This window comes from Williamsia sp. z34 (genome assembly GCF_059553395.1).
The window spans coordinates 398,591-422,950 of sequence record NZ_JCANWW010000005.1; the positions used below are offsets into that span (position 1 = coordinate 398,591).

Sequence of the window (24,360 nt, forward strand, 5' to 3'; positions counted from 1 at the left end):
GTACTCCTCGTAAGTTCTGCCTACCCAAAGTGTTCTCCGGTAGCCGGTCAGCAAATCGACTCAACGATACTGTGGAGACCTGTGCCCGCCGCGCGCGGCAAGAACTTCGACCGGAGGTAATTCGTGCCAGGCAGTTCGCCCCGCCGCAAGGGACTCCTGTGGACGCTACTTCCGGTGATCGTGCTGATCATCGTTGCGGCGATCGTGCTCGTCATCGCGCTGCGGGTGGACGAGGACCACAACAGTCTGCCCGCGGGTGCCTCCGCGCAACCTTCACCGGTGACGCTGAGTCCACAGATCAGTCCCGTGGCCCCCGACGCACCGTTGCCCACCGCGTCCGGAATCGCCACCGCGCTGACGGAGGCGCTGGCGAACCCGGGCCTGGGCGAGTTGTCGGGCGAGGTCTCCGATGCGATCACCGGACAGACGCTCTGGTCGCAGACCCCGAACCGTCCCATGGTTCCGGCATCGACGATCAAGATCCTCACCGCCGCGGCCGCTCTGCTGGCGTTGCCGCATGATCAGCGGATCTCCACCACGGTGGTCGCCGGACCCGACGGACAGGTGATCCTGGTGGGCGCGGGCGATCCGACACTGTCCGTGCAACCGGACGGGCAGGAGACGTTCTTCACCGACGCCCCGCGGATCGCCTCGCTCGCCGACCAGATCGAGAAGGCCGGCATCGATGTCACCTCGGTGGCGGTCGACACCGGTGCCTTCTCCGGCCCGACGATGGCGTCGAGCTGGGACCCGGTGGACATCGCCGACGGCAACATCACCCCGATCGAATCGCTCATCGCCGATTCCGGACGAATCGATCCGCTGGAGATCGACTCGCCGCGGACACCGACCCCGGCTCTGGCCGCGGGGTCGGCTCTGGCCGCAGCGCTCGGTGTGGACACCCCGGTCGTCCAGGCGACCGCCCCGGCCGCCGGCAGCGTGGTCGCCACCGTGACGTCGGCGCCGCTGGTCACCCGGCTGGGCGACATGATGCGCGCCAGCGACAACGTACTCGCCGAAACCATGTCCATCGAGATCTCCAAGGCCATCGGCGGTCGGCCGACGTTGGCCGGCGGGATCGAAGCCGTTCGAAAGGTTCTCGGCGACAACGGTTTCAACATGAACGGCACCGAGTTCGGTGACGTCAGCGGGCTGTCCGAGGACAATCGGATCTCGGCCGGGTTGCTCGACAAGGTGACCGGCGCCGGCGCCGGAACTGCGCAGCCGAAACTGCGGCCACTGCTCGACATGCTGCCGGTGGCCGGTGCCACCGGCACCTTGACGGAGCGATTTGTTCTCGAGAATGCCGACGGCGCCGGATGGATTCGCGCGAAGACCGGAACACTTACCGTCGCCAGTGCGTTGGCCGGAGTAGTGCAGACGAAAGAAGGTCGCGTGCTCAGTTTTGCTCTGATGTCCAATGGCACCGGGCCCGCCGAGGCGCGGCCCGCGCTCGACGCGGTCGCCGGCGCCCTGCGGGATTGTGGTTGCCGATGAGTATCGATTGGAAGCTCGCCGCGACGGTGGGCAAGAAGATCGCGCGGCCCGGTCCTCTGACCACCGCATACACGGCCGAAGCGGCCCGCGGTGAGCTGGCGTCTTCGGCCGTCGCGTCCGAAGCGCCGGTTCGTGAGGTCACCGGGTTGGCCGACGGACTTCCGGTGCCCGCGGCGCGGGTCCTCGATCGCGGCGAATGGATCGAGGCGGCGGCGCTCTCGATGTCGGCGATGCTCGATCCCGCCGAACCCGACGACAAACCGGGGATGACGGGACGGATCGCGGGCATGCAGGCCGGTGGACTGCTGGCCGTGATGTCGAGCGCCATCCTCGGTCAGTACGACCCGTTCACCCCGGACCCGGTCAGCGGACACGATGGTGTGCTGATGTTGGTGACCCCGAACATCATCGCGGTCGAACGTGGGTTGCGCGTCGTACCCGCCGACTTCCGACTCTGGGTCTGCCTGCATGAGGTAACCCACCGCGTGCAGTTCTCGGCGAACCCCTGGCTGCGCGACTACATGCAGTCGAACGTCGAGGCACTCACCGCCGAGGACACCGAGTCCGCCGGTGAGATGGTCTCGCGGATCAGTTCTGCGCTCCGCAGCGAGCTGCCGAGGGAAAAGGGAATCGTCGGGGCGATGCAACTCCTGCAGTCCCCCGAACAGTACGAAGCGTTCAGCCGGATGATGATGCTCGGCACGCTCCTCGAAGGCCACGCCGACCACGTGATGGACGCGGTCGGACCGGCCAGGGTGCCGACCGTCGACCGTATTCGCAGCGCCTTCGACAAGCGTCGGGCCAGGCCGCAGAACCCGGTCCAGCGGCTGCTGCGCGCGCTGATGGGCATGGACGCGAAGATCGCCCAGTACACGCGTGGCAAGGCATTCGTGGACGAAGTGGTCGAGACGGTCGGCATGACCCGTTTCAACGCGATCTGGACCGGGCCGGAGACGATGCCGTTGCCCGCCGAGATCGACACTCCTCGGGCGTGGATCGATCGCGTCTTGTGAGCTCCCCGGCGGTCTCCGAGATCACCAGGGCGGTAAAGGCTTTCGCCGACGAGTATCTGACGGATCCGCAGGTGTGTGTGGGGTTGTCGGGAGGTCCTGATTCGACCGCGCTGACCGCGGCCGCGGTGTTGGCGGGGCTCGATGTGCGGGCACTGATCGTCGACCACCGGTTGCAGGCCGGTTCCGGCGAAGTCGCCGGCGAGGCGGCGGCGACGGCCCGGGCGCTGGGTGCGCAGCCGGTCGTTGTCGGGGTGGACGTCGCCGGTGCCGGTGGTCCGGAAGCTGCCGCCCGGCGCGCGCGGTACGCCGCGTTCGAGGCACACCGCGGCGTTCGGCCGGTCCTGCTCGGCCATACACTCGACGACCAGGCCGAAACGGTGTTACTCGGGTTCGCGCGCGGATCGGGGGCCCGGTCGGTGGCCGGGATGCGGCCGTGGGCGCCGCCGTTCGGGCGCCCGCTTCTGGGCGTACGACGTGCGGCCACCGTGGATGCCTGCGCCGAACTCGATGTGGCCCCGTACCGGGACCCGCACAACCGGGATGCCCGTTTCACCCGCGTCCGGGTGCGGCAGGAGGTGATGCCCTTGCTCGAAGAGGTGCTGCAGGGCGGCGTCGCCGAAGCGTTGGCGCGGACCGCGCAGCAGTTGCAACTCGACATCGACGTGGTCGAAGGTCTGGTCGACGACCACGCCGCAGTCGTCGACGGGGATGAGGTGGATTGTGCCGACCTCGCGGTGCTGCCCGGGGCCATCCGGCTTCGCCTGCTCCGACGCTGGCTGCTGGCCAACGGTGCCACCGAACCCACCGACACCGTCGTGCAGGCCGTCGACGCGCTGGTGATGCGCTGGCGAGGTCAGGGTGCGGTGGCCATCGGGGGCAGGCCACTGTTCCGGACCCAGGTGAGCAGACGCGGCGCCCGACTTGTGGTCGAGCGCCGCGAACGCTGAGGACTTCAGATGGCTACGCCGGGGGCGGCCAGGGTGCGGTGACGGTCGTGAAGTATTCGACGGCAGCGCCGATCAGGGTGGGGCCGCCGACAGCGATGGTGCCGAGGACCCCGCCGATGCCGGCGCCGGTGACGGCACCGGCGATGCAACCGGCCGGAATTGTGGCCACACAACCGATCCCGGCGCCGATGATGGTGCCGACCAGTCCGCCGATCGCCACGGAGACCGACACGTAGGTGCCCAGTTTCTCCAACGCCTGAATGTCGCGTTCTTCCCTGGTGGCGGGCGCGGCGGCCGGCGTGGCGGCGCCCCGGTCGACAACCGGGATGAGGGTGGCTGTGCGTCCGTCCACGTTCGCCGCGATCGGGAACTGCCGGCTGTCGAGGTTGAAGAAGAGCGGAACGGTGGCGGCCACGTTCCCGCTGGGGTCGACGATCTCGAGTTGTCCGTCACTGGTTCGCAGTGACCCGATGTCGGTCGAGAGGACGATCTTCTCGCCCCCGACGACATCGGCCTGGTAGTTGATGGCGGTGGCCGGTGCGGCGTTTGCCGGTATTGCGGTCAGGAAGCCGGCGGCGGTGACGGCTGCTGCGATCAGTGCGATGAATCCGTTTCTGCGTTTCATGGGGGTTACGTCCTGGGTTTGGGCGGGTGTGAAGCGTCACCCGAAAGTGTTTGATTTCGCCACGTGCCCAGTTTCGATTCAACCGAAAGGTGTCCGACTTTCGCCGATCGCTCTCCCGTAACCGTATTTCGAAACGGCTCGTGGATCTTGGTGTTCGGTTCTCGCGCGCAACCAGTAAAACAAAGCCGGGATTGGGAAAAACTCGCGATGACGGAAATCATCCGTTCGGTGTACTTCGTGATGCTTTGGGGAGTTGTTGCCCCCTGCAATTGTCGTCACGACGTTTGAGGCATGATGTTCCTTGTGACGGCGCAGCGTGATCCATACGGCAATGACATCGAAGCGGTAGTGGTCACGGAGGAGCAGATCCGGCAGCGGACCATCGAACTGGCCGAAAGTGTCGCCTCGCGATACCGCGACGCTCCCGACGACCTGGTTCTGATCGGCGTCCTCAAGGGTGCGGTCATGTTCATGACCGACTTCGCCCGGGCGCTGCCGATCCCTTCGCAGCTCGAGTTCATGGCGGTGAGTTCGTACGGCTCGTCGACGTCCTCATCCGGCGTGGTGCGGATCCTCAAGGACCTGGACCGCGACATCAACGACCGCGACGTCGTGATCGTCGAGGACATCATCGACTCGGGTCTGACCCTGTCCTGGCTGATCAAGAACCTCCGCACCCGCCGTCCGCGGTCGCTGGAGGTGTGCACGCTTCTCCGCAAGCCGGACGCGGTCCGAGCTGATGTCCACGTTGCCGATGTGGGATTCGAGATCCCCAACGAGTTCGTCGTCGGATACGGTCTCGACTATGCCGAGCGTTACCGCGACCTGCCGTACGTCGGCCGCTTGCATCCGTCCGTCTACACAGACTAAAAGGTGATCGATGACTGCAGTCCAGACCGCCGCCGGAGTACGCGCGGGACGGCTTGACCCAGTCGAGATCACCCGCGAGGCGCTGGCCCGGATTGCGCAACGCGACCGGGAACTCGGTGCTTTTGTGGCGGTCCGCGCCGAGCGGGCTGTTTCCGAAGCCGAGGTTTTGACCGCCCATCCAAAACTCGCTGAATTACCGCTGGCCGGTGTGCCGGTGGCGATCAAGGACAATATTCCGATCGCCGGCGAAATCATGACGGTCGGATCTGCGGCCACCAGCCGCGCACCGCAGCTGAGCAATCACACCGTTGTCCGCAGATTGCGGGCGGCCGGGGCCATTGTCATCGGAACCACCGCAGTTCCGGAATTGTGTCTGTGGGGGACCACGGACAATCAGGCCACCATTACGCGTAATCCATGGAATACCGACCGGACCCCTGGCGGTTCGTCGGGTGGAGCGGCGGCTGCGGTCGCGAGCGGGCAGGTCGACATCGCACACGGCAACGACGGTCTGGGCTCGATCCGGATCCCGGCTGCTGACTGCGGGCTGTTCGGCATCAAACCGGGTCGGGGTGTGGTGCCGTCGGAGTTGGGTGGCAACGACTGGTTCGGTATGAGCGAGAACGGGCCACTGGCCACCACGGTCGCTGATGCTGCACTCATGCTCTCGGTGATGGCCGACCGGCCGGAGCTGGCGAACGCCGGCCTGTCGACGGAGCCGCGGTCGCTGGGGATCGCGGTGGCAGAGAACTTCCCGCTTGCCGTCGGCAAGACCGACAAGCATTGGGCGCAGGCGCAGGAGAGCTGTAGTGCGCTGCTGGCCGACCTCGGTCACCGGGTTCCGCATGCCGACCTGCCGTACCCCGTGAATCCCGCGCCCCTGCTGATGCGCTGGCTCGCCGGGGCGGCCGCCGACGCCGATGACATCGAGGCGGCCGGTGGGGATCTGGCAAGGCTGCAGCGGCGGAGCAAGGTCCACACCTCACTCGGTCGGACCGTGACCCGCTTCGATCTGGTGGACGACAAGCCGGTTGCCAAGCTGGAGAAGAAGGTCCTGGCGTACCTCGACCGCAACAAGGCCGACGTGCTCCTGACCCCGGCATTGGCGACCTCACCGCCGGCGGCGAAGCAATGGAGTTCGAGGAGTTGGGCCGCCAACATGTGGGCCAACGTCGGTTATGCGCCGTTCAACGGGCTCTTCAATCTCCTCGGCTGGCCGGCGATGTCGGTACCGTTCGGCGTTCATCCGGTGAGCCGGACCCCGTTGGCCGTCCATTTCGCCGGCCGACCCGGATCCGAAGCGCTCCTGCTGAGCCTGGCTGCCCAGATCGAGGCCACCCGTCCCTGGCAGAGGGTCGCACCCGGATTCTGATCGGCAAACCGGCGGAACCATGACGGCTCCGGCGTTGGCACGGTCGGGGACCTGTCTGGTTTTCAGCTCCTAGGGAACGGCTGACCATGGTGAATCGTTGACGGGTAGCCTGATGACTCAGAGATCCCGACTGGAAGGACGCGCCGAAATCACAGCGAAAGCCATGGACTTGGCTCTCGGTCTCGGCTGACACACCTCAATGAACCGTAAGACTGTCTTTCGCAATCTGGCGATCGTGGCCGTTATCGTGCTCGCGATCTGGGGTTGGACCCTGCTACGGGACAACAATCGTGACTACAAGTCTGTCGACACCTCGGTGGCGATGACGCAGCTCAACACCAAGAACGTGACCGAGGTACAGATCGACGACCGCGAGCAGACGCTGCGGATGACGATCAAGGATCCCAGTCAGACCGACGGTGAAAAGAAGATCTCGGCCAAGTACCCGGCGCAGGCGACCGAAGAGATCTTCAACCGCGTCAACGACACCGGTGCGACGTATCAGACGAACGTGAACAAAGACTCGTTCCTGATGCAGATGCTGATCTTCATCCTGCCGCTGATCCTGCTGTTCGGACTCTTCTTCTTCGTGATGAGCCGGATGCAGGGTGGCGGCAAGGGCGGGGTCATGGGCTTCGGGAAGTCGAAGGCCAAGCAGCTCAGCAAAGACATGCCGACCACCACGTTCGCGGATGTCGCCGGCGCCGATGAGGCCGTCGAAGAGCTGTTCGAGATCAAGGACTTCCTGCAGAACCCGGCCCGTTACCAGGCCCTGGGCGCAAAGATCCCCAGGGGCGTGTTGCTCTACGGCCCACCCGGAACCGGTAAGACGCTGCTCGCCCGTGCGGTTGCCGGCGAGGCCGGTGTCCCGTTCTTCACCATCTCCGGTTCCGACTTCGTCGAGATGTTCGTCGGTGTCGGTGCCTCTCGCGTGCGTGACATGTTCGAGCAGGCCAAGAACAACAGTCCCTGCATCATCTTCGTCGACGAGATCGACGCGGTCGGCCGCCAGCGTGGTGCCGGCCTCGGCGGTGGACACGACGAGCGGGAGCAGACCCTCAACCAGTTGCTGGTGGAGATGGACGGATTCGGCGAGCGTTCGGGCGTCATCCTGATCGCGGCGACCAACCGTCCCGACATCCTCGACCCGGCGCTGCTGCGTCCGGGCCGCTTCGACCGCCAGATCCCGGTCGGCAACCCGGACATGGCCGGTCGCCGGGCGATCCTGAACGTCCACGCCCAGGGCAAGCCGATCGACGCCGACGCCGACCTCGACGGTCTGGCCAAGCGCACGCCCGGTATGTCCGGCGCCGACCTGGCGAACGTCATCAACGAGGCCGCGTTGCTGGCCGCCCGGGAGAACCGCACCACGATCACTGCCGAACTCCTCGAAGAGTCCGTGGATCGGGTCATCGGCGGACCTCGCCGCAAGAGCCGGATCATCAGCGAACACGAGAAGAAGATCGTGGCGTACCACGAGGGCGGGCACACGCTCGCGGCGTGGGCGATGCCCGATCTCGACCCGATCTACAAGGTGACGATCCTGGCCCGCGGTCGTACCGGCGGACACGCGTTGGCCGTGCCAGAGCAGGACAAAGACCTGATGACGCGGTCGGAGATGATCGCACGTCTGGTGATGGCGATGGGTGGGCGCGCTGCCGAGGAATTGGTGTTCCACGAGCCGACCACCGGAGCGTCGTCCGACATCGATCAGGCGACGAAGATCGCCCGCGCGATGGTGACCGAGTACGGCATGAGTGCCCGTCTGGGAGCTGTTCGTTATGGCCAGGAACAGGGCGACCCGTTCCTGGGCCGGTCGATGGGCTCACACGCGGACTACTCGCCTGAGGTTGCCAGCGAGATCGACGATGAGGTTCGTCGCCTGATCGAGGCTGCGCACACCGAGGCCTGGGCCATTCTCACCGAGTACCGCGACACTCTCGACGAACTCGCGACACAGCTGCTCGAACGCGAGACGCTGACCCGCAAGGACCTCGAGAAGATCTTCGGCAAGGTCGTCAAGCGTCCCCGCATCACCCTGTTCAACGATTTCGGTGAGCGCACGCCCAGCGACAAGCCCCCGGTGAAGACCCCGGGTGAGCTGGCCAAGGAACGCGGTGAGCCGTGGCCGCCCGAGGCGCCGAAAACGCCGGAGCTGACCAAGACCGGTTCGCATGCGCAGCCCGCATCGGGTCAGCAGTATCCGCAGCAGCAGGCTCCGCAGCCGGGTGCAACCGCTGGGGGAACCCGTCCTGATTACGGCGCTCCGGCCGGCTGGTCGGCGCCCGGATGGCCCCCCTCGAATGCCGCCGGTGGTGGCGCCCCGTACGGCGGTCAACCGAACGGTCAACCCGGTGGCGGGTACCCCAACGGTGGTTACCCGCAGGCTCCAGGGAATCCTTATGCGCAACCGCAGAACCCGTATGGACAGCCCCCGGCAAACGGACATCAGAATGGTGACGGACATGGCGGCAGGCACAACGGTGGCGGCCAGGGCGATGATGGCCAGAACGGCCAACCGCCCTCAACCGGACAGAATGGACAATGACGTACCGCGAAGACTGCACCGCGATTGCCCCTTTTGATGCTGAGCGTGCCGAGCGCGCTGTTCGAGAACTCCTCATCGCCGTCGGCGAAGACCCGGAACGCGACGGGCTGAAGGAGACTCCGGCCCGGGTGGCCCGCGCCTACCAGGAGATGTTCGGCGGCCTGCACACCGATCCCGACGAGGTCCTCGCGACCACATTCGATGTCGGTCATGACGAACTGGTCCTGGTCAAGGACATCCCGATGTACTCGACCTGTGAACACCACCTGGTCTCGTTCCACGGTGTCGCGCATGTCGGCTACATTCCCGGTGCCAGCGGTCAGGTCACCGGCCTGTCGAAGCTCGCCCGGGTCGTCGACCTGTACGCCCGGCGGCCGCAGGTCCAGGAGCGGCTCACCACGCAGATCGCCGACGCGATCGTCCGGAAGCTCGATCCGCGCGGAGTGATCGTCGTGATCGAGGCCGAGCACCTGTGCATGGCGATGCGCGGTATTCGTAAGCCGGGTGCCACCACGACCACCTCGGCGGTCCGCGGGCAGTTCAAGACCAGTGCGATCTCGCGTGGAGAAGCACTGGATCTGATTTCCCGAAAGAGCTAGTGCTGCAAGACAGTGCCGTCATGAAGGGTTCGGGCGTCGTGAACACGGTCATCATGGGCGTGGTCAATGTGACCGCCGATTCGTTCTCGGATGGTGGCCGCTATCTCGACGTGGACGCGGCCATCGAGCACGGTGTCGCTCTGGTGGCCGACGGCGCGGACATCATCGATGTCGGTGGTGAATCCACCCGTCCGGGCGCCCAGCGAGTCGATCCAGAGGTGGAGATCGCGCGTATCCGGCCGGTCATCGAAGGCCTGTCGGCGCGTGGAATCGTCACGTCGGTCGACACGATGCGGGCCCGGGTCGCAGAAGCCGCGTTGGCGGCCGGTGTTGGCATCATCAACGATGTCTCCGGTGGGCGCGCCGATCCCGAGATGGCGAAGATCGTCGCGGAATCGGGGTCGCCCTGGATCCTGATGCACTGGCGGCCGACGGACGCCGACTGGGCGCATTCGGGTAGAGCAGCCGGATACGGCGATGTGGTGGCCGAGGTCAGGGATGAACTCCTCGAGCAGGTCGACGCCGCGGTCAAGGCCGGTGTGGATCCCGGTGCACTGATCCTGGACCCCGGACTCGGCTTTGCGAAGACCGGCGAACACAACTGGGCGCTGTTGCAGCGGTTACCCGAGCTGACGCAGTTGGGGTTCCCGGTGCTCATCGGGGCTTCCCGCAAGCGATTCCTCGGGACGCTCCTGGCCGACGCCGACGGCAACCCGAGGCCCCCGGCCGGCCGGGAGGTCGCCACTGCCGCACTCAGTGCGCTGGCCGCGGCCCACGGCGCGTGGGGCGTTCGGGTACACGACGTGGCCTCGAGCCGTGATGCAATCGCCGTTGCGAAGGCATGGAACGCCGGCGGTCATCCGTCTGTGAACAACGAAGTCGATACGAAGGAGCGCAATGGCTGACCGAATCGAGTTGCGCGGGTTGAAGGTTCGGGGCAACCATGGCGTGTTCGACCACGAGCGCACCGACGGACAAGACTTCATCGTCGACGTGATCCTGTGGGTCGACTCACGGGTCGCCGCGGCCACCGATGATCTCGCCGACACGGTCGACTACGGCGCACTGGCCCAGACCGCCCACGACATCATCGCCGGAACCCCGCGCAATCTGATCGAGACGGTGGCCGCCGAGATCGCCGACACGGTGATGCTCGAAACCGAGCAGGTCGCGGCGTGTGAGGTCACACTCCACAAACCGTCGGCGCCGATCCCGCTGACGTTCGACGATGTCGCGGTGGTGGCCAGGCGGTCTCGCAAGGGCATGCAATGAGCGGGGGAACGCGGTGAGTCGTGCGGTGCTCTCGATCGGATCCAACATCGGTGATCGGATGGCGCATCTGCAGTCCGTCTGCGATGGACTCGGCGATGCGGTGGTGGCGAGGTCGGCGGTCTACTCGACTGCCCCCTGGGGTGGTGTGGAACAACAGGACTTCCTCAATGCCGTTGTCGTGGTCGACGATCCGAACCGGGAGGCCGCCGATTGGCTGGCGATCGGGCAGGAACTCGAGCAGCAGGCCCAGCGTGTCCGGGAACAGCATTGGGGTCCACGAACTCTCGATGTCGACGTCGTCTCGGTGACCAGCGACGGCCACGATGTCATCTCCGATGATCCGGTCCTGACGCTGCCGCATCCGCGGGCGTCGCAGCGCGCATTCGTACTGATCCCGTGGCTGGACGTCGACCCGTCGGCCACCCTGTGGGAGGCCGGCCGGTCGACGCCGGTGACCGAATTGCTTGCGGCACTACCGGACGACGAGCGGTCCGGGGTGCACCGCACCGACCGGCACCTTGTCGTCGCCGGTCGCGACGGGGCGGATACGGGCAGATGAACAGGCAGAATCCGCGGCGGCAACAGCCCGATGACGGCAAGATGGGCCCGACCCAGGTCCGCGATCTGTCGGGGGTGGCCGCCGTGGTCGCCGTGGTGGTGTTCCTACTGGTCCGCGTCAGTTACGGGTCGATGCCTCCGCTGCCGCTGCTTGCCGGGGTGGTGCTGTATCTGCTTGCCGCACTTGAGGTGGTGATCGCGTTCGTGGTCCGTTCGCGCGTCCGGGACCACGAGGTCGGGGCGCACCACGGCCAGTTGCATCCGATCACCGCGGCGCGGGTCCTGGCACTGGCCAAGGCGTCGGCGATCCTCGGTGCGATCGCGACGGGGGTGTGGGCCGGGACGCTCGTCTATCTCCTGACGCGGCTCGGTGAGCTGACCGCTGCTCGCGAGGATCTTCCGAGTGCGATCGTCGGGTTGATCGGTGGCATCCTGCTGGCGGTCGCGGCGCTGTGGCTCGAATACTGCTGTCGGGCGCCTGATGATCCGTCCGAGGACCTCCCGGCCTGATCCGCGGTGACGTTCATCATGATCGTCTATAACAGGACTTGCCGGGTGAGATGGCGAATTCGACCGCCGCTGCCCGGTATGTTTGCCCCATGACCACCTCCGCTGGCCGCTCGGCTGACGCCAGAAGGACTCGTCGTGGTCCGGGCCAATGGCTGCTCGGCGCCTTGCTGCTACTCGCGCTCGGTTCGAGCGTGTTCATGATCGTCACCTCGGAGATGAGTGTGGCCGGTTCGCTGGCCGTCATCACCGCGCTGTGGGCCGCGGTCATCGGCGCCATCCTGGTGACCAAGTATCGTCGCGCCGCTGATTCGGCAGACGCCAAGGCCCGGGATCTGCGGCTGGTCTACGAGTTGCAGCTCGAGCGCGAGATCACCGCCCGCCGTCAGTACGAACTCGGTGTCGAGACCCAGGTGCGTCGCGAGGTCAGCGCCGAAGCGGGTACCGAACTCGCCGCGCTCAAGACCGAGCTGCAGGGGCTTCGGGAGAGTTTGGAGCAGCTCCTCGGGGAACTGCCGGAAGATCGCATTGCGCTGTTCCGGGAGAAACTGCCCGAGCTGGAGAACGGATCCGGCTGGCTCAATCGCCCCGACGCCGCGTACGCGGCCGGATTCGCCGAGTACCCGAGCGGCCTCGTCGATGACGGCGCGGTCGCCGAACAGGACTTCGCTTCCACGGCACCACCGGCCGATGAGTCACCGCGGGACGACATGACCGAGGTCTTTCCGGTGATCGCCGCCGAGGAGCCACTGCCCACCGATCCCGAGCCCACCGATCCCGAGCCGGCCGCGCCTGAACCGGCCGAGGTCGAGGTGGAGGTCGAAGAATCCGAACTCGTCGCCGAGGTCGTCGAAGAACCGGTCGAGGACAGCACTGCTGCACCTGCCTCCGAGTCCGATCCCCGCGGCGCCGGCCGACACAAAGGTGGTTCCCGCCGTCGTGCCGACGAGCCCACCGAGGACGCTGCGGAACCCAAAGGCTTCGTCGACGACAACCCGACCGACGAATGGGAGGTCGCCGAATCTCCCGAGGGCGGTATCCCCGATGCGCTGCTGGCCGAGCGCGAAGAGGCATCCGATCACTCGGGGGCTCATGAATCCGGCCGTTCGGTGTCGGAACTGCTGCAAGGCTTTGCGGGTTCTTCTCCCAGCGCGGGGCGCCGTCGCCGCCGTGACTGAGTCCGATCGATCGATGATCTGACGCGCTGTGCGCCGGCCGCATCCCGGTCTGCCCACCACCTGATTCGGTGAGGCCGATCACAGCGGTTGGCGGTTTGGACGCTGCGGGATCTATCCTCGCTGCGAGACGTCTGGTACCCGGATCCGACTCGTCCGACCGTGATTCACACAGGTCGAGCGGGATCGGTGGGACTGGAACGAATGATGGAGGACATCGGTGACCTCGACCGGGATTACCAACTGGCCCGCGCCTGCCCGCCTGACGGTGGGCATCGTGTCGGCGGGCCGTGTGGGCACAGCCATCGGTGAGGCGCTCGAACGCGCCGAGCACGTGGTCGGCGCGGTCGCAGCGTCGTCGCCGCAATCGCGACGTCGAGCCGCCGAGCGCCTCCCCGAATCCGAGATCCTGGCCCCGCGAGAAGTTGCCGCGCGGTGTGAACTGCTGATCCTGGCGGTACCCGACGATCAACTTCCGCTGGTGATCGCAGACCTGGCCGCCTCGGGTGCGGTTCGGCCGGGCACGATCGTCGCCCACACCGCCGGGGCGCAGGGCGTCCGCATCCTCGACCCCCTCACCGACGCCGGCGCTCTGCCGCTGGCCCTGCATCCTGCGATGACGTTCATCGGCACCGGAGAAGACACCGACCGCCTCAGTGACTGCTGCTTCGGGGTCACCGCCGCCGACGAGATCGGCCTGGCCATCGGACAGTCCCTGGTGCTCGAGATGGGCGGGGAGCCGGTCCACGTCAGCGAGGCCGACCGCACGCTCTATCACGCGGCCCTGGCGCACGGGGCCAATCATCTGGTGGCGCTGGTCTGCGACGCGGCGGCGGCACTCCGCAAGGTCCTCGACGGGCAGGATGTGCGGCCCGAAAGACTCCTCGGCCCGTTGTTGACCGCCGCCCTCGACAATGCCCTGCACATCGGACCGGCGGCACTGACCGGCCCGGTGATGCGCGGCGACACCGCGGCGGTGGCCCGGCATCTCGACGCACTGACCGCAGCGGACCCGGCCATCGCCCACGGCTATCGGGCACTGGCCCGCCGCGCCGCCGCGTACACCGATCCGCCCCCTGATCTGATCGAGCTCCTCGGAGGTGAGCGCTGATGCCGAGTACTGACTTGACGTCTGAAAAGCCCTATACGGCAGGTAAATTGACGGTCCATCGTGATCCGGCGATGCTGAACAAGATCAGCCGGGCGTTGCGCTCGACCGGAAAACGCGTGGTGCTGGTCCCGACGATGGGTGCGCTGCACGCCGGACATCTGGAACTCATCCGGGCCGCGAAGGCCAAGGGTGATGCCGTGGTGATCACGTCGATCTTCGTCAATCCGTTGCAATTCTCGGCCGACGAGGACCTCGATGCCTACCCGCGGACCTTCGAGGCGGACTGCGATCTGTTGCGTGCTGCCGGGGTCGAGCTGGTCTTCGCGCCCCGGGTGTCGGACATGTACCCGAACGGGCCCCGGACGACAGTGCACCCGGGCCCGCTCGGTGCCGAACTCGAAGGCGCGTCGCGGCCGACGCACTTCGCCGGGATGCTGACGGTGGTGCTCAAGTTGCTCAACATCGCAGCGCCGATGGAGGCGTATTTCGGTGAGAAGGACTACCAGCAGCTGACGTTGATCCGGCAGATGGTCCGCGACCTCGATCTCGACATCCGGATCGTCGGGGTACCGACGGTGCGGGAATCCGACGGGCTGGCGATGTCGTCGCGGAACCGGTACCTCGATCCGGCACAGCGGGAGCTGGCAACGACCCTGTCGGCGGCGCTGGTCGCCGGTGCCTATGCGGCCGCGGGTGGTGTGCCGGCGATCCTGGACACCGCTCGGCAGGTGCTGGCACTGCACCCGGAGATCGAGGTCGACTACCTCGAGGTGCGCGGTCCGGGTTTGGAAGCACCCCCGGACAAGGGTGACGGCAGGCTTTTGATCGCGGCCCGGATCGGCAGCACTCGGCTGATCGACAACGTGGGTGTCGCGATAGGTACGGGATTCGTCGAAAGAGGAGAGAACACACCATGATTCGTACGATGATGACGTCGAAGATCCACCGCGCCACCGTGACGCAGGCGGATCTCCATTACGTCGGTTCGGTGACTGTGGACCAGGATCTCCTCGACGCTGCGGGGTTGCTCGAAGGCGAAAAGGTCTCGATCGTCGACATCACCAACGGCGCACGCCTGGAGACCTACACGATTGCCGGTGAGCGGGGTTCGGGTGTGCTCGGTATCAACGGTGCCGCAGCCCATCTCGTGCATCCGGGCGATCTGGTCATCCTGATCGCCTACGGCGGCCTCGACGAGCGTGAACTGCTCGAGTACAGCCCGCGGGTGGTTTTCGTGGACGAGCAGAACAAGATCCTCGAGCTCGGTGCCGACCCGGCACATGCCCCGGAGGGTAGTGGCCTCCTGGATCCGCGCGAATTGTCTTCCACCCCGTTGTCTTCCGCTACAGCCTGATCATGCTGCTCGCCCTGGACGTCGGTAACACCAACATCCACCTGGGTGTCTACTCCGGGCGGGGCGACCACGCCCGGCTGATCCGGGACTGGCGGATGCGGACCGAGCCGCGGATGACGGCGGACGAACTCGCGTTGAACCTGCGGGGTCTGCTGGGGGCCGACGTTGATCAGGTCACGGCGGTGGTCGGGCTGTCCACGGTGCCGTCGTTGCTGCGTGAGATGCGAGTGATGGTCGGGAAATACTACGGCGCCGGGCCCCATGTCCTGCTCGAACCCGGTGTGCGGACCGGGGTTCCACTGTTGGTCGACAATCCCAAAGAGGTCGGTACCGACCGGGTTGCCAATGCGCTCGCGGCCTACACGGCCTACGGGCGGGCCTGCATCGTCGTAGATTTCGGGACGACGACGCTGGTGGATGTGGTCTCGGCGAAGGGTGAGTTCCTCGGTGGCGCCATCGCGCCCGGCATCGACCTGGCGGTGGAGGCGCTGGCCACCGCGACGGTGACGCTGCGCAAGGTGGAGTTGTTGCCGCCACGCAGTGTGGTCGGCAAGAACACCATCGAGGCGTTGCAGTCGGGGATCCTCTACGGATTCGCGGGCCAGGTCGACGGATTGGTGACGCGGGTGCGGCGGGAGATCCGCGGATTCGGCCCCGCCGACGATGTGGCGGTGGTCGCCACCGGATATCTCGCGCCGCTGGTGTTCGACGAGTGCGAGACCTTGCAGCATCATGAGCGGACGCTGACGTTGGACGGTTTGCGGCTGGTCTACGAGCGGCAACGGGAGAGTCGCAGCAGGTCCCGGTCAGATCGCTGACCCCCTGGACCCGTGCTGTGATCGGCCCCACTGGTGCGAGCCGAATCGATATGGCAGAATCTCGTCCGTGATGAACCGGAGCTGTCAGGAGTGTTGTCGGGGCTGACGCCTCTCGATGACCTCTACATCCGATTCCGGCGCCCTCGTCGCCGATCACTTTCGAAAGCTCCCATCATGTCTGTGCTCACCGCACCCATCTCTGCTCTCGCTGCTCCCGTGTCCGCTCCGGCGGCGGCGCCACTGTCCATCTCGGCCGATCAGTTCGGGCCCGCCCTGCAGTCCGGCGCGATCGCCGTCGACATCCGGAGCCAGCGGGTCCGCGACGCCGACGGAATCCTTCTGGGTGCGTTGGCTGTTCCCGCCGAGAACGTCCTCGACCGCCTGACCCCCGGCTCGGCTGCGTCTTTGTCGAGTGCCACGACCGATCAGCGCTGGGTCCTGGTCGGTGCGGACGGCCACGATGCGGAGATGTTGACCTGGCATCTGCAGGCACGAGGTATCGTCGGCGCCCGTTTCGTCGCCGGTGGTCAGCGGGCTCTGTCCGGCAACGCCACTCCGGGTCTGCTCGGGGAGCACACCCGCCGGGAGCTGGCTGCCTACTCGGCGCACTGACCCCGGACCGTCGTTGCGGGCCCTTCGGTCCGTTTCGGTGTTGACGTGGTTTACGACTGTGGTTTACGACTGTTTGTCTGCGCTTGGCCTTGGCGAATGGCTCGCGGTGGTGTCCGGCCGATAGGGTCGTTGGCGTGAACGAAGACCGTGGCCAGGGCCGCACCAACAAAGATGCAGACACTGTCGAAGATCAGACGCCAGAGCAGTTGCGTATCCGTCGCGAAAAACGGGATCGGTTGCTCTCGGCAGGGACTGAGCCCTACCCGGTTTCGGTGCCGAGAACGCATTCGCTCGCCGAGGTCCGCGCCAAGTATCCCGATCTCGAGACCGACACGGCCACGGGTGAGCATGTCGGTGTCGCCGGCCGGGTGATCTTCGTCCGCAACACCGGCAAGCTGTGCTTTGCCACCTTGCAAGAGGGTGACGGCACGCAGCTGCAGGCGATGATCAGCCTGAACGGTGTCGGTGAGGAATCCCTCGCGGCGTGGAAGTCCGACGTCGACCTCGGAGACTTCGTCTTTGTGCACGGTGAGGTGATCAGTTCGCGCCGCGGCGAACTCAGTGTCCTGGCCGACAGTTGGCAGATGGCGTCGAAGGCACTGCGCCCGCTCCCGGTCGCGCACAAGGAGATGAGCGAAGAGGCTCGGGTGCGTGCGCGCTACCTCGATCTCATCGTCCGGCCGGAGGCCCGGGCCATGGCGCGGACCCGGGTTGCGGTGATGCGGGAGTTGCGGGCCGCCCTCGAACGCCGGGGATTCCTCGAGGTCGAGACGCCGATGCTGCAGACACTGCACGGCGGCGCCGCGGCCCGGCCGTTCGTGACGCATTCCAATGCCATGGATATCGACCTCTACCTGCGTATTGCGCCGGAGCTCTTCCTGAAGCGGGCCGTGGTCGGCGGTATCGAGAAGGTCTTCGAGATCAACCGGAACTTCCGCAACGAGGGCGCCGACTCCACCCATTCGCCCGAGTTCGCGATGCTCGAGACGTATGAGGCGTACGGCACCTACGACGACTCGGCCACGATGATCCGCGAGATCATCCAAGAGGTCGCGCTCGGTGCCGTGGGCACGTTGCAGCCGGTGATGGCCGATGGAACGGTCAATGACCTGAGCGGTGAATGGACCTCGGTCGAGATGTATCCGTCGCTGTCGAAGGCCCTCGGTGAGGACATCACCCCGGACACCACGGTCGAACACCTGCTGGCGGTCTGCGCCCGGGTGGGGCTCGAGATCCCGGAAGGAAAAGGCTATGGCCACGGGAAACTCGTCGAAGAGTTGTGGGAACACCAGGTGGGGGACACCTTGTCGGGACCTGTTTTCGTCCGGGATTTCCCGGTGGAGACCTCTCCGCTGGTTCGGGAGCACCGGAGCAAGCCCGGTGTCAGTGAGAAATGGGACCTGTACGTTCGCGGCTTCGAATTGGCGACCGGGTATTCAGAATTGATCGACCCGATCATTCAGCGGGAGCGGTTCGTCGATCAGGCCAGACTCGCGCGCGCCGGCGACGACGAGGCAATGGTGCTCGACGAAGAGTTTCTCGCCGCGATGGAGCAGGGCATGCCCCCGACCACGGGTACCGGAATGGGGATTGATCGACTTCTCATGGCGCTTACCGGTCTTGGGATTAGGGAAACGATACTCTTTCCTCTCGTCAAGCCGCAGCATTGATAATTTTCTAAACGCGTTAGCGCGTTATTAGCGCGAACAAGATATTCGCGCTATGCTGTCGGCCAATAGGCGGCCGCATGAATATGCTCTTCCGAGTTGTGTTCAGAGAAACCGTCTTGTATGTCGGGGAGCCATTCAAGAATTGGAGAGTTATGGCTAAGAAGGTTACGGTCACGCTGGTCGACGACGTTGACGACAGCAAAACTGCGGACGAGACCGTCGAGTTCGGTGTGGACGGTGTCACCTATGAGATCGATCTCTCGACCAAGAATGCAGACAAGCTGCGTGACGATGTCGCGCGGTGGGCAGAACATGCACGTCGGGTAGGTGGACGTAAACGTCCCAAGGGACTCAGCGTCGCAGGTAAGGCCCCGGTCGACCGTGAGCAGACTGCGGCGATCCGTGACTGGGCGCGGCGTAACGGTCACCCGGTATCGGCTCGCGGACGTATCGCGGCCGGTGTCGTCGAGGCGTACAACGAAGCGCACTGACGCCAATGGTTTGACTTCGCACACTGTCTTCAAAAGGCGGGCGATCCGAGTTTCGGATCGCCCGCCTTTTTGTTTGCCAGGAGCCATCAGTGAATTGCTACAACTCGCTCCACAGTAAACATTCAGAAAAGAAATGATCTTCGCGATCACTTTTGCACTTTAGTTTATATTTTCTGACCGTCAGCAACATTTAATCGGTGCCCGCGGATTCTGTGGTTTGAAGCGAACGTTTGAAAGCTGCAAAAGGTTCGCATAGCGCACAGATTCTTAAGGGAGTTCGCGCTTGAGGATCTTCCCTGCCGCATTGCGGGGGAACTCTTCGATGAACACCACGGAGCGCGGGATCTTGAAATTCGCGAGTTTCCCTCGGGCGGCGTCCAATACCGAGGATTCGTCCACCGATGCCCCCGGGGCGACCGACACGTAGGCGCGGCCGACCTCACCGAGGCGTTCGTCCGGTACTCCGATCACTGCGGCCTCGGTCACTCCGTCGATCCGGGACAACACCTGCTCGACCTCGGCGGGGTAGACGTTGAAACCGCCGCAGATGTACATGTCCTTCAGGCGGCCGGTGATGGACAGGTTGCCGTTGGCGTCGATGGTGCCGATGTCGCCGGTGTGGAGCCAGCCGTCGGCGTCGATCGCCTCCGCGGTGGACACGGGGTCCTCGAGATAACCGGCCATCACCATCTTCCCCTTCGTCAGCACCTCGCCACTGTCGGACAACCGGATCTCCATGCCCCGGAACGGCCGTCCGCAGGTGTTGGCGACGGTTTCGTCGTCGTCGTCCGGTGTGCAGGTGGTGACGAAGCCACCCGCCTCGGTGAGGCCGTAGGCGGTGATGACGGTGTCGATGCCCAGATCGCGCTGCATGCGCTCGACGAGGACCACCGGGACGATCGCGGCGCCGGTGACGGCCAGGCGAAGGGACGAGAGGTCGAACGACTCGCGACGGGGAGCGTCCAGGATCGTCTGGAAGATGGTGGGCGCTCCGGGGAAGACGGTCGCGCGCCGCTCCTGGACCAGTTGCATCGCGGCGTCGGTCGAGTACACCGCCAGCGGCAGCATGGTCGTCCCGTTGAGGAGACAGGCCAGGATGCCGGCCTTGTAGCCGAACGTGTGGAAGTACGGGTTCGCCATCACGTAGCGGTCGTCGGGCCCGAGGCCGCCGTTGTCGGCCCAGGCACCCGATCCGGCGATGGTCTGCTGATGCTCGGCGAGGACGCCTTTGGACCGTCCGGTGGTGCCGGAGGTGAACAGCACGTCGGAGTAGTCCGTGGGGGCCACTGCGGCGGCCCGGCGATCGGCCTCGCTGTGATCCCGGGCCGCTGCGGCATCGAGGGCGTCGTCCCAGTCGGTGCTGTCGGCCGTGCGGTCGTCGTCGGGCTGCAGGCGGATGCGCACGGTGGCAACGAGGTCTGTTGCCGCCCCCAGATCGCCGCCGGCCTCGGTGGTGAGTTCACCGAGCCGGTCCGAACCCAGGAATGCTCCGGCGATCACCAGGCCCCGGGCGTGGGTGCGCTGGACGATCTCCAGGGCTTCGCTGGCGGTGTAACGGGTGTTCAACGGAACCAGTGTGGCGCCGGCGTAATGGATGCCGAGGGCGGCGACGGGCCAGTGGTGGCTGTTGGGCGCCCAGATGGCCACGCGGTCGCCGGGGGCGATGCCCTGTTCGGCGAGGGCGGTGGCAAAGGTGCGGACCGTGCTCAACAGCTCCGACCAGGTGAGTGTGACCGTCTGGCCCCACTGATCGTCGATGATGGCGGTCCGGTCCGGCCAGAGCCTTGCTGCGCGGATCAACGCCTGCGGCGTAGTTGTAACTTCTTCGGTCTCCACGGGTGCTGCTGACTGCTGTTGTCCCACTGCCACAATTCCTCTCGGTGCTCTCACCTGCTCAAAAGGCTAATACCTGTGCCGGAGGCAACAGGCGCCGTCGCAAAAACCTAGCACTTGCTTGGGTAGTAAACCGAGCAAGTGCTTGGTCGGCTAGGCTGAGTCGCATGACGGCGATCAAGCTCGCTGACCGAGGCGTGGACCTGGGACGATGGGACGGGACGGCGACCGATTTTTCGGACGCCGTGCGATCCTGGCTCGATGAGCACCTGACTGGTGAGTTCGAGCATCTGAAGTCGCGTGGTGGCCCCGGCAGTGAACACGAATTCTTTGGACCCCGGCTGGCCTGGGATCGGCTGCTGGCGCAGGCAGGATGGACCTGCCTGGGCTGGCCGACCGAGTTCGGCGGCCGCGGGGCCACCATCGAGCAGCGGATCCTGTTCCATCAGGAATACGCGCGCTCCGGAGCTCCGGCCCGGGTGAGTCACGTCGGGGAGGAGCTCCTGGGCCCCACGCTCATCGCGTTCGGCACCCCGGAACAGAAGGAACGGTTCCTCCCGCCGATCACCACGGTCGACGAACTCTGGGCGCAGGGCTATTCGGAGCCCGGGGCCGGTTCCGACCTGGCCAACATCTCGACCACGGCCCGCCTGGAGAACGGCAAGTGGGTGATCAACGGACAGAAGATCTGGACGTCGCTCGCCCATGTGGCGCAGTGGGCGTTCGTCCTGTGCCGCAGCGAACCCGGTTCGACACGGCACAGTGGGCTGAGCTTTCTGCTCGTCCCGCTCGATCAGCCCGGGGTGACGGTCCGGCCCATCCAGCAACTCACCGGCACCTCCGAGTTCAACGAGGTGTTCTTCGACAACGCCACCACCGAGGCGAGCCTCGTGGTCGGTGCGCCCGGCGACGGCTGGAAGGTCGCGATGGGTCTGCTGCAGTTCGAACGTGGTGTGTCCACGCTCGGCCAGCAGGTCGGATTCTCCCGCGAACTGAGCGAGATCGTGGAGATGGCGAAGTCGAACGGGGCGGCGAACGATCCGGTCATCCGGGAGCGGATCGCCCGCGCCTGGCTCGAACTCCGCGTGATGCGGGCCCACGTGCAGCGCACACTGGCCACCGTCGACACCGGCGGGTCCGGCGGCGAGGCCTCGGTGGCAAAACTGCTGTGGGCCAACTGGCATCGCGATCTCGGTGAACTCGCGGTCGCGGTCCAGGGCCCCTCCTCGCTGATCGCCCCCGACGCGACGAGCGAGGGCGCGCCGAACAACATCTTCGATCCCGGCCACGTCGAGCTCGACGTATGGCAGCGTCTGTACCTGTTCACCAGGTCGGACACCATCTATGGCGGATCAAATGAAGTGCAGCGCAACATCATTGCCGAGCGCGTGCTCGGATTACCTCGAGAGGCACGATCGTGACAGTTGAACATCGCCCCAGCCCGCTGGCGACGGCCCCGGAAGAGATTCCCGGCCACGGACTCCTGGCCGGCCGCAAGGTGGTCGTCACCGCGGCAGCCGGCACCGGCATCGGATTCTCCACCGCGCGCCGTGCGCTCCTCGAAGGCGCCGACGTGGTGGTCAGTGACTGGCACGAACGCCGACTGGGCGAGACCGCGGACAAACTGCGCGCCGAGTTCGGTGAGCAGACCGTCGGACAGGTCGTCTGCAATGTGCAGGAGACCTCGCAGGTCAACGCGCTGATCGAGGCTGCCGCAAGCGAATTGGGCCGGATCGACATCCTGGTCAACAATGCCGGTCTCGGTGGTGAGACCCCCGTGGTCGACATGGACGACGACGAGTGGGATCGCGTCATCGACATCACCCTGAACGGCACCTTCCGGGCCACCCGCGCAGCACTGCGCTACTTCCGGGATGCGCCCCACGGTGGCGTCATCGTCAACAACGCATCGGTCCTGGGCTGGCGGGCCCAGCACAGCCAGTCCCATTACGCGGCGGCCAAAGCCGGCGTGATGGCGCTGACCCGCTGTGCCGCGATCGAAGCCGCCGAATACGGTGTGCGGATCAACGCGGTGGCACCGTCCATCGCGCGGCACCCGTTCCTGGCCAAGGTCACCAGCGAAGAACTGCTCACCGATCTGGCCTCCCGGGAGGCGTACGGTCGGGCAGCGGAGGTCTGGGAGATCGCAGCGACGATCGCCATGCTCGCGAGTGACTACACCACGTACCTCACCGGCGAGGTCGTCTCGATCTCGAGCCAGCGCGCCTGACCCCCTGACCTTTGGATCGACAAGCAAGGAGCACAGAATGTCTCAACCCCAGGCGTACATTGTCGAGGCCCTGCGGACCCCCGTCGGCAAGCGCAACGGATCGCTGGCGAAGGTGCATCCGGCCGACATGGGTGCCCACGTCATCTCCGCCCTCGTCGAGCGCACCGGCATCGATCCGATGACCGTCGACGACGTCATCTTCGGTTGCGTCGATGCCATCGGCCCGCAGGCGGGCAACATCGCCCGCAGCGCCTGGCTGGCCGCCGGCCTGCCGCTGGAGATCCCCGGCACCACCGTCGATCGCCAGTGCGGATCGTCGCAGCAGGCCATCCACTTCGCCGCCCAGGCCGTGATGAGCGGAACCCAGGACGTCGTCGTGGCCGGTGGCGTGCAGAACATGAGTGCCATCCCGATCTCCGCCGCGATGCTCGCCGGCGCCGAATACGGATTCGACAGCCCCTTCCTCGGATCTGTGGGCTGGGACAAGCGGTTCGGTGAGGCAGAGGTCTCCCAGTTCGTCGGCGCCGACATGATGGCCAAGAAATGGGACATCAGCCGCGACGACATGGAGCGCTGGGCACTGCAGTCGCACGAGCGCGCCCGCGCCGCCATCGCAGCAGGCCGCTTCGATGCCGAGACGGTTGCACTCGGCGACTGTGTCGTCGACGAATGCCCCCGCGAGACGTCGCTGGAGAAGATGGCCTCACTGCAGGTCCTGGCCGAGGGCTCGGATCTCACAGCCGCCGTCGCCTCACAGATCTGCGACGGTGCGTCGGCCACCCTGGTGGTCTCCGAAGCCGCCCTCAAGCAGTACGGCCTCACCCCACGGGCGCGGATCCACCACATCTCGGTCCGCGGCGACGATCCGGTGATGATGCTGTCCGCACCCATCCCGGCCACCAAGTACGCGCTGTCCAAGACCGGACTGACCATCGACGACATCGACGTCATCGAGATCAACGAGGCTTTTGCACCCGTCGTGCTGGCCTGGCTCAAGGAGACCGGTGCCGACCCGGCCAAGGTCAACCCCAACGGCGGCGGCATTGCGCTGGGCCATCCGCTCGGCGCGACCGGGGCGAAACTCTTCGCCACGCTCCTGCACGAACTCGAGCGCACCGGCGGCCGCTATGGCCTGCAGACGATGTGTGAGGGCGGCGGCACTGCCAACGTCACGATCATCGAACGGCTCTGACGGGTTCAGTCAGTTCGCCGCGGTGTGAGGGCGGCGGCACTGCCAACGTCACGATCATCGAACGGC

The 24,360-nt window shown here is 66.0% G+C and carries 24 protein-coding genes; 22 read left to right on the forward strand and 2 right to left on the reverse strand.

Annotation, left to right across the window (positions count from 1 at the left end; all coding sequences use genetic code 11):
- Positions 1–123 precede the first annotated feature (123 nt).
- The 3 genes from dacB to tilS are packed head-to-tail and all read left to right on the forward strand — an operon-like array spanning position 124 to position 3,457.
- Positions 124–1,497, forward strand: a complete 1,374-nt coding sequence (gene dacB / locus AC51GT_RS15320) for a D-alanyl-D-alanine carboxypeptidase/D-alanyl-D-alanine endopeptidase (protein ID WP_496329314.1) — start codon at positions 124–126, stop codon at positions 1,495–1,497.
- Positions 1,494–2,510 (forward strand): zinc-dependent metalloprotease, encoded by a 1,017-nt coding sequence (locus AC51GT_RS15325; RefSeq protein ID WP_496322869.1) that lies wholly within the window; start codon positions 1,494–1,496, stop codon positions 2,508–2,510. Before dacB ends, AC51GT_RS15325 begins: the two co-directional genes overlap by 4 nt.
- Positions 2,507–3,457, forward strand: a complete 951-nt coding sequence (gene tilS / locus AC51GT_RS15330; protein ID WP_496329315.1) for a tRNA lysidine(34) synthetase TilS — start codon at positions 2,507–2,509, stop codon at positions 3,455–3,457. Before AC51GT_RS15325 ends, tilS begins: the two co-directional genes overlap by 4 nt.
- Positions 3,458–3,470: 13 nt before the next feature.
- Here the strand turns inward: tilS and AC51GT_RS15335 are convergent, their stop codons facing one another.
- Positions 3,471–4,082: a DUF8020 domain-containing protein gene (locus AC51GT_RS15335; RefSeq protein ID WP_496329316.1), complete on the reverse strand. Its 612-nt coding sequence runs from the start codon at positions 4,080–4,082 to the stop codon at positions 3,471–3,473.
- Between the two features lie 291 nt (positions 4,083–4,373).
- Here AC51GT_RS15335 and hpt point away from each other — a divergent pair, with 291 nt between their 5' ends.
- The 16 genes from hpt to AC51GT_RS15415 all read left to right on the forward strand — a co-directional run bounded on the left by hpt (position 4,374) and on the right by AC51GT_RS15415 (position 19,039).
- The gene (gene hpt / locus AC51GT_RS15340) at positions 4,374–4,952 is read left to right on the forward strand and encodes a hypoxanthine phosphoribosyltransferase (RefSeq protein ID WP_496322872.1); all 579 of its coding nucleotides are present in this window, start codon (positions 4,374–4,376) and stop codon (positions 4,950–4,952) included.
- 10 nt (positions 4,953–4,962) lie between these two features.
- Positions 4,963–6,324, forward strand: coding sequence for an amidase (locus AC51GT_RS15345; RefSeq protein WP_496329317.1), 1,362 nt, complete (start codon positions 4,963–4,965; stop codon positions 6,322–6,324).
- 199 nt (positions 6,325–6,523) lie between these two features.
- Positions 6,524–8,872, forward strand: coding sequence for an ATP-dependent zinc metalloprotease FtsH (gene ftsH / locus AC51GT_RS15350; RefSeq protein WP_496329318.1), 2,349 nt, complete (start codon positions 6,524–6,526; stop codon positions 8,870–8,872).
- A complete protein-coding gene (folE, locus tag AC51GT_RS15355; protein ID WP_495514517.1) occupies positions 8,869–9,471 on the forward strand; it encodes a GTP cyclohydrolase I FolE in 603 nt (200 codons plus the stop codon). Before ftsH ends, folE begins: the two co-directional genes overlap by 4 nt.
- 20 nt (positions 9,472–9,491) lie before the next feature.
- A complete protein-coding gene (folP, locus tag AC51GT_RS15360; RefSeq protein WP_496329319.1) occupies positions 9,492–10,376 on the forward strand; it encodes a dihydropteroate synthase in 885 nt (294 codons plus the stop codon).
- The gene (gene folB, locus AC51GT_RS15365) at positions 10,369–10,743 is read left to right on the forward strand and encodes a dihydroneopterin aldolase (protein ID WP_482135886.1); all 375 of its coding nucleotides are present in this window, start codon (positions 10,369–10,371) and stop codon (positions 10,741–10,743) included. Before folP ends, folB begins: the two co-directional genes overlap by 8 nt.
- Positions 10,744–10,756: 13 nt before the next feature.
- Entirely contained in the window at positions 10,757–11,302 is a 546-nt protein-coding gene (gene folK, locus AC51GT_RS15370; RefSeq protein ID WP_496329320.1) for a 2-amino-4-hydroxy-6-hydroxymethyldihydropteridine diphosphokinase, read from the forward strand.
- Positions 11,299–11,811, forward strand: a complete 513-nt coding sequence (locus AC51GT_RS15375) for a DUF3180 domain-containing protein (RefSeq protein ID WP_496322878.1) — start codon at positions 11,299–11,301, stop codon at positions 11,809–11,811. The genes folK and AC51GT_RS15375 overlap by 4 nt, the downstream gene beginning before the upstream one ends.
- 89 nt (positions 11,812–11,900) lie before the next feature.
- On the forward strand, positions 11,901–12,986 hold the full coding sequence (locus tag AC51GT_RS15380) for a DUF6779 domain-containing protein (protein ID WP_496329321.1): 1,086 nt from the start codon (positions 11,901–11,903) through the stop codon (positions 12,984–12,986).
- Positions 12,987–13,203: 217 nt separating this feature from the next.
- Positions 13,204–14,094 (forward strand): Rossmann-like and DUF2520 domain-containing protein, encoded by an 891-nt coding sequence (locus tag AC51GT_RS15385; RefSeq protein ID WP_496329322.1) that lies wholly within the window; start codon positions 13,204–13,206, stop codon positions 14,092–14,094.
- Complete coding sequence (gene panC / locus AC51GT_RS15390; protein ID WP_496322881.1) at positions 14,094–15,011, forward strand: pantoate--beta-alanine ligase; 918 nt, start codon at positions 14,094–14,096, stop codon at positions 15,009–15,011. The genes AC51GT_RS15385 and panC overlap by 1 nt, the downstream gene beginning before the upstream one ends.
- The gene (panD, locus tag AC51GT_RS15395; protein ID WP_496322882.1) at positions 15,008–15,448 is read left to right on the forward strand and encodes an aspartate 1-decarboxylase; all 441 of its coding nucleotides are present in this window, start codon (positions 15,008–15,010) and stop codon (positions 15,446–15,448) included. The genes panC and panD overlap by 4 nt, the downstream gene beginning before the upstream one ends.
- A gap of 2 nt (positions 15,449–15,450) precedes the next feature.
- Positions 15,451–16,266, forward strand: a complete 816-nt coding sequence (locus AC51GT_RS15400) for a type III pantothenate kinase (RefSeq protein ID WP_496322883.1) — start codon at positions 15,451–15,453, stop codon at positions 16,264–16,266.
- 174 nt (positions 16,267–16,440) lie between these two features.
- Complete coding sequence (locus AC51GT_RS15405) at positions 16,441–16,878, forward strand: hypothetical protein (protein WP_496322884.1); 438 nt, start codon at positions 16,441–16,443, stop codon at positions 16,876–16,878.
- Positions 16,879–17,012: 134 nt separating this feature from the next.
- Complete coding sequence (lysS, locus tag AC51GT_RS15410) at positions 17,013–18,548, forward strand: lysine--tRNA ligase (RefSeq protein ID WP_496322885.1); 1,536 nt, start codon at positions 17,013–17,015, stop codon at positions 18,546–18,548.
- Positions 18,549–18,700: 152 nt separating this feature from the next.
- Complete coding sequence (locus AC51GT_RS15415; RefSeq protein WP_496322886.1) at positions 18,701–19,039, forward strand: histone-like nucleoid-structuring protein Lsr2; 339 nt, start codon at positions 18,701–18,703, stop codon at positions 19,037–19,039.
- Between the two features lie 267 nt (positions 19,040–19,306).
- Here the strand turns inward: AC51GT_RS15415 and AC51GT_RS15420 are convergent, their stop codons facing one another.
- Positions 19,307–20,902, reverse strand: a complete 1,596-nt coding sequence (locus AC51GT_RS15420; RefSeq protein ID WP_496329323.1) for a FadD3 family acyl-CoA ligase — start codon at positions 20,900–20,902, stop codon at positions 19,307–19,309.
- A gap of 137 nt (positions 20,903–21,039) precedes the next feature.
- Here AC51GT_RS15420 and AC51GT_RS15425 point away from each other — a divergent pair, with 137 nt between their 5' ends.
- The 3 genes from AC51GT_RS15425 to AC51GT_RS15435 are packed head-to-tail and all read left to right on the forward strand — an operon-like array spanning position 21,040 to position 24,294.
- Positions 21,040–22,293, forward strand: a complete 1,254-nt coding sequence (locus AC51GT_RS15425) for an acyl-CoA dehydrogenase family protein (protein ID WP_496322888.1) — start codon at positions 21,040–21,042, stop codon at positions 22,291–22,293.
- Complete coding sequence (locus tag AC51GT_RS15430; protein ID WP_496322889.1) at positions 22,290–23,102, forward strand: SDR family oxidoreductase; 813 nt, start codon at positions 22,290–22,292, stop codon at positions 23,100–23,102. Before AC51GT_RS15425 ends, AC51GT_RS15430 begins: the two co-directional genes overlap by 4 nt.
- Positions 23,044–24,294 (forward strand): acetyl-CoA C-acetyltransferase, encoded by a 1,251-nt coding sequence (locus tag AC51GT_RS15435; protein WP_496322890.1) that lies wholly within the window; start codon positions 23,044–23,046, stop codon positions 24,292–24,294. Before AC51GT_RS15430 ends, AC51GT_RS15435 begins: the two co-directional genes overlap by 59 nt.
- Positions 24,295–24,360 lie beyond the last annotated feature (66 nt).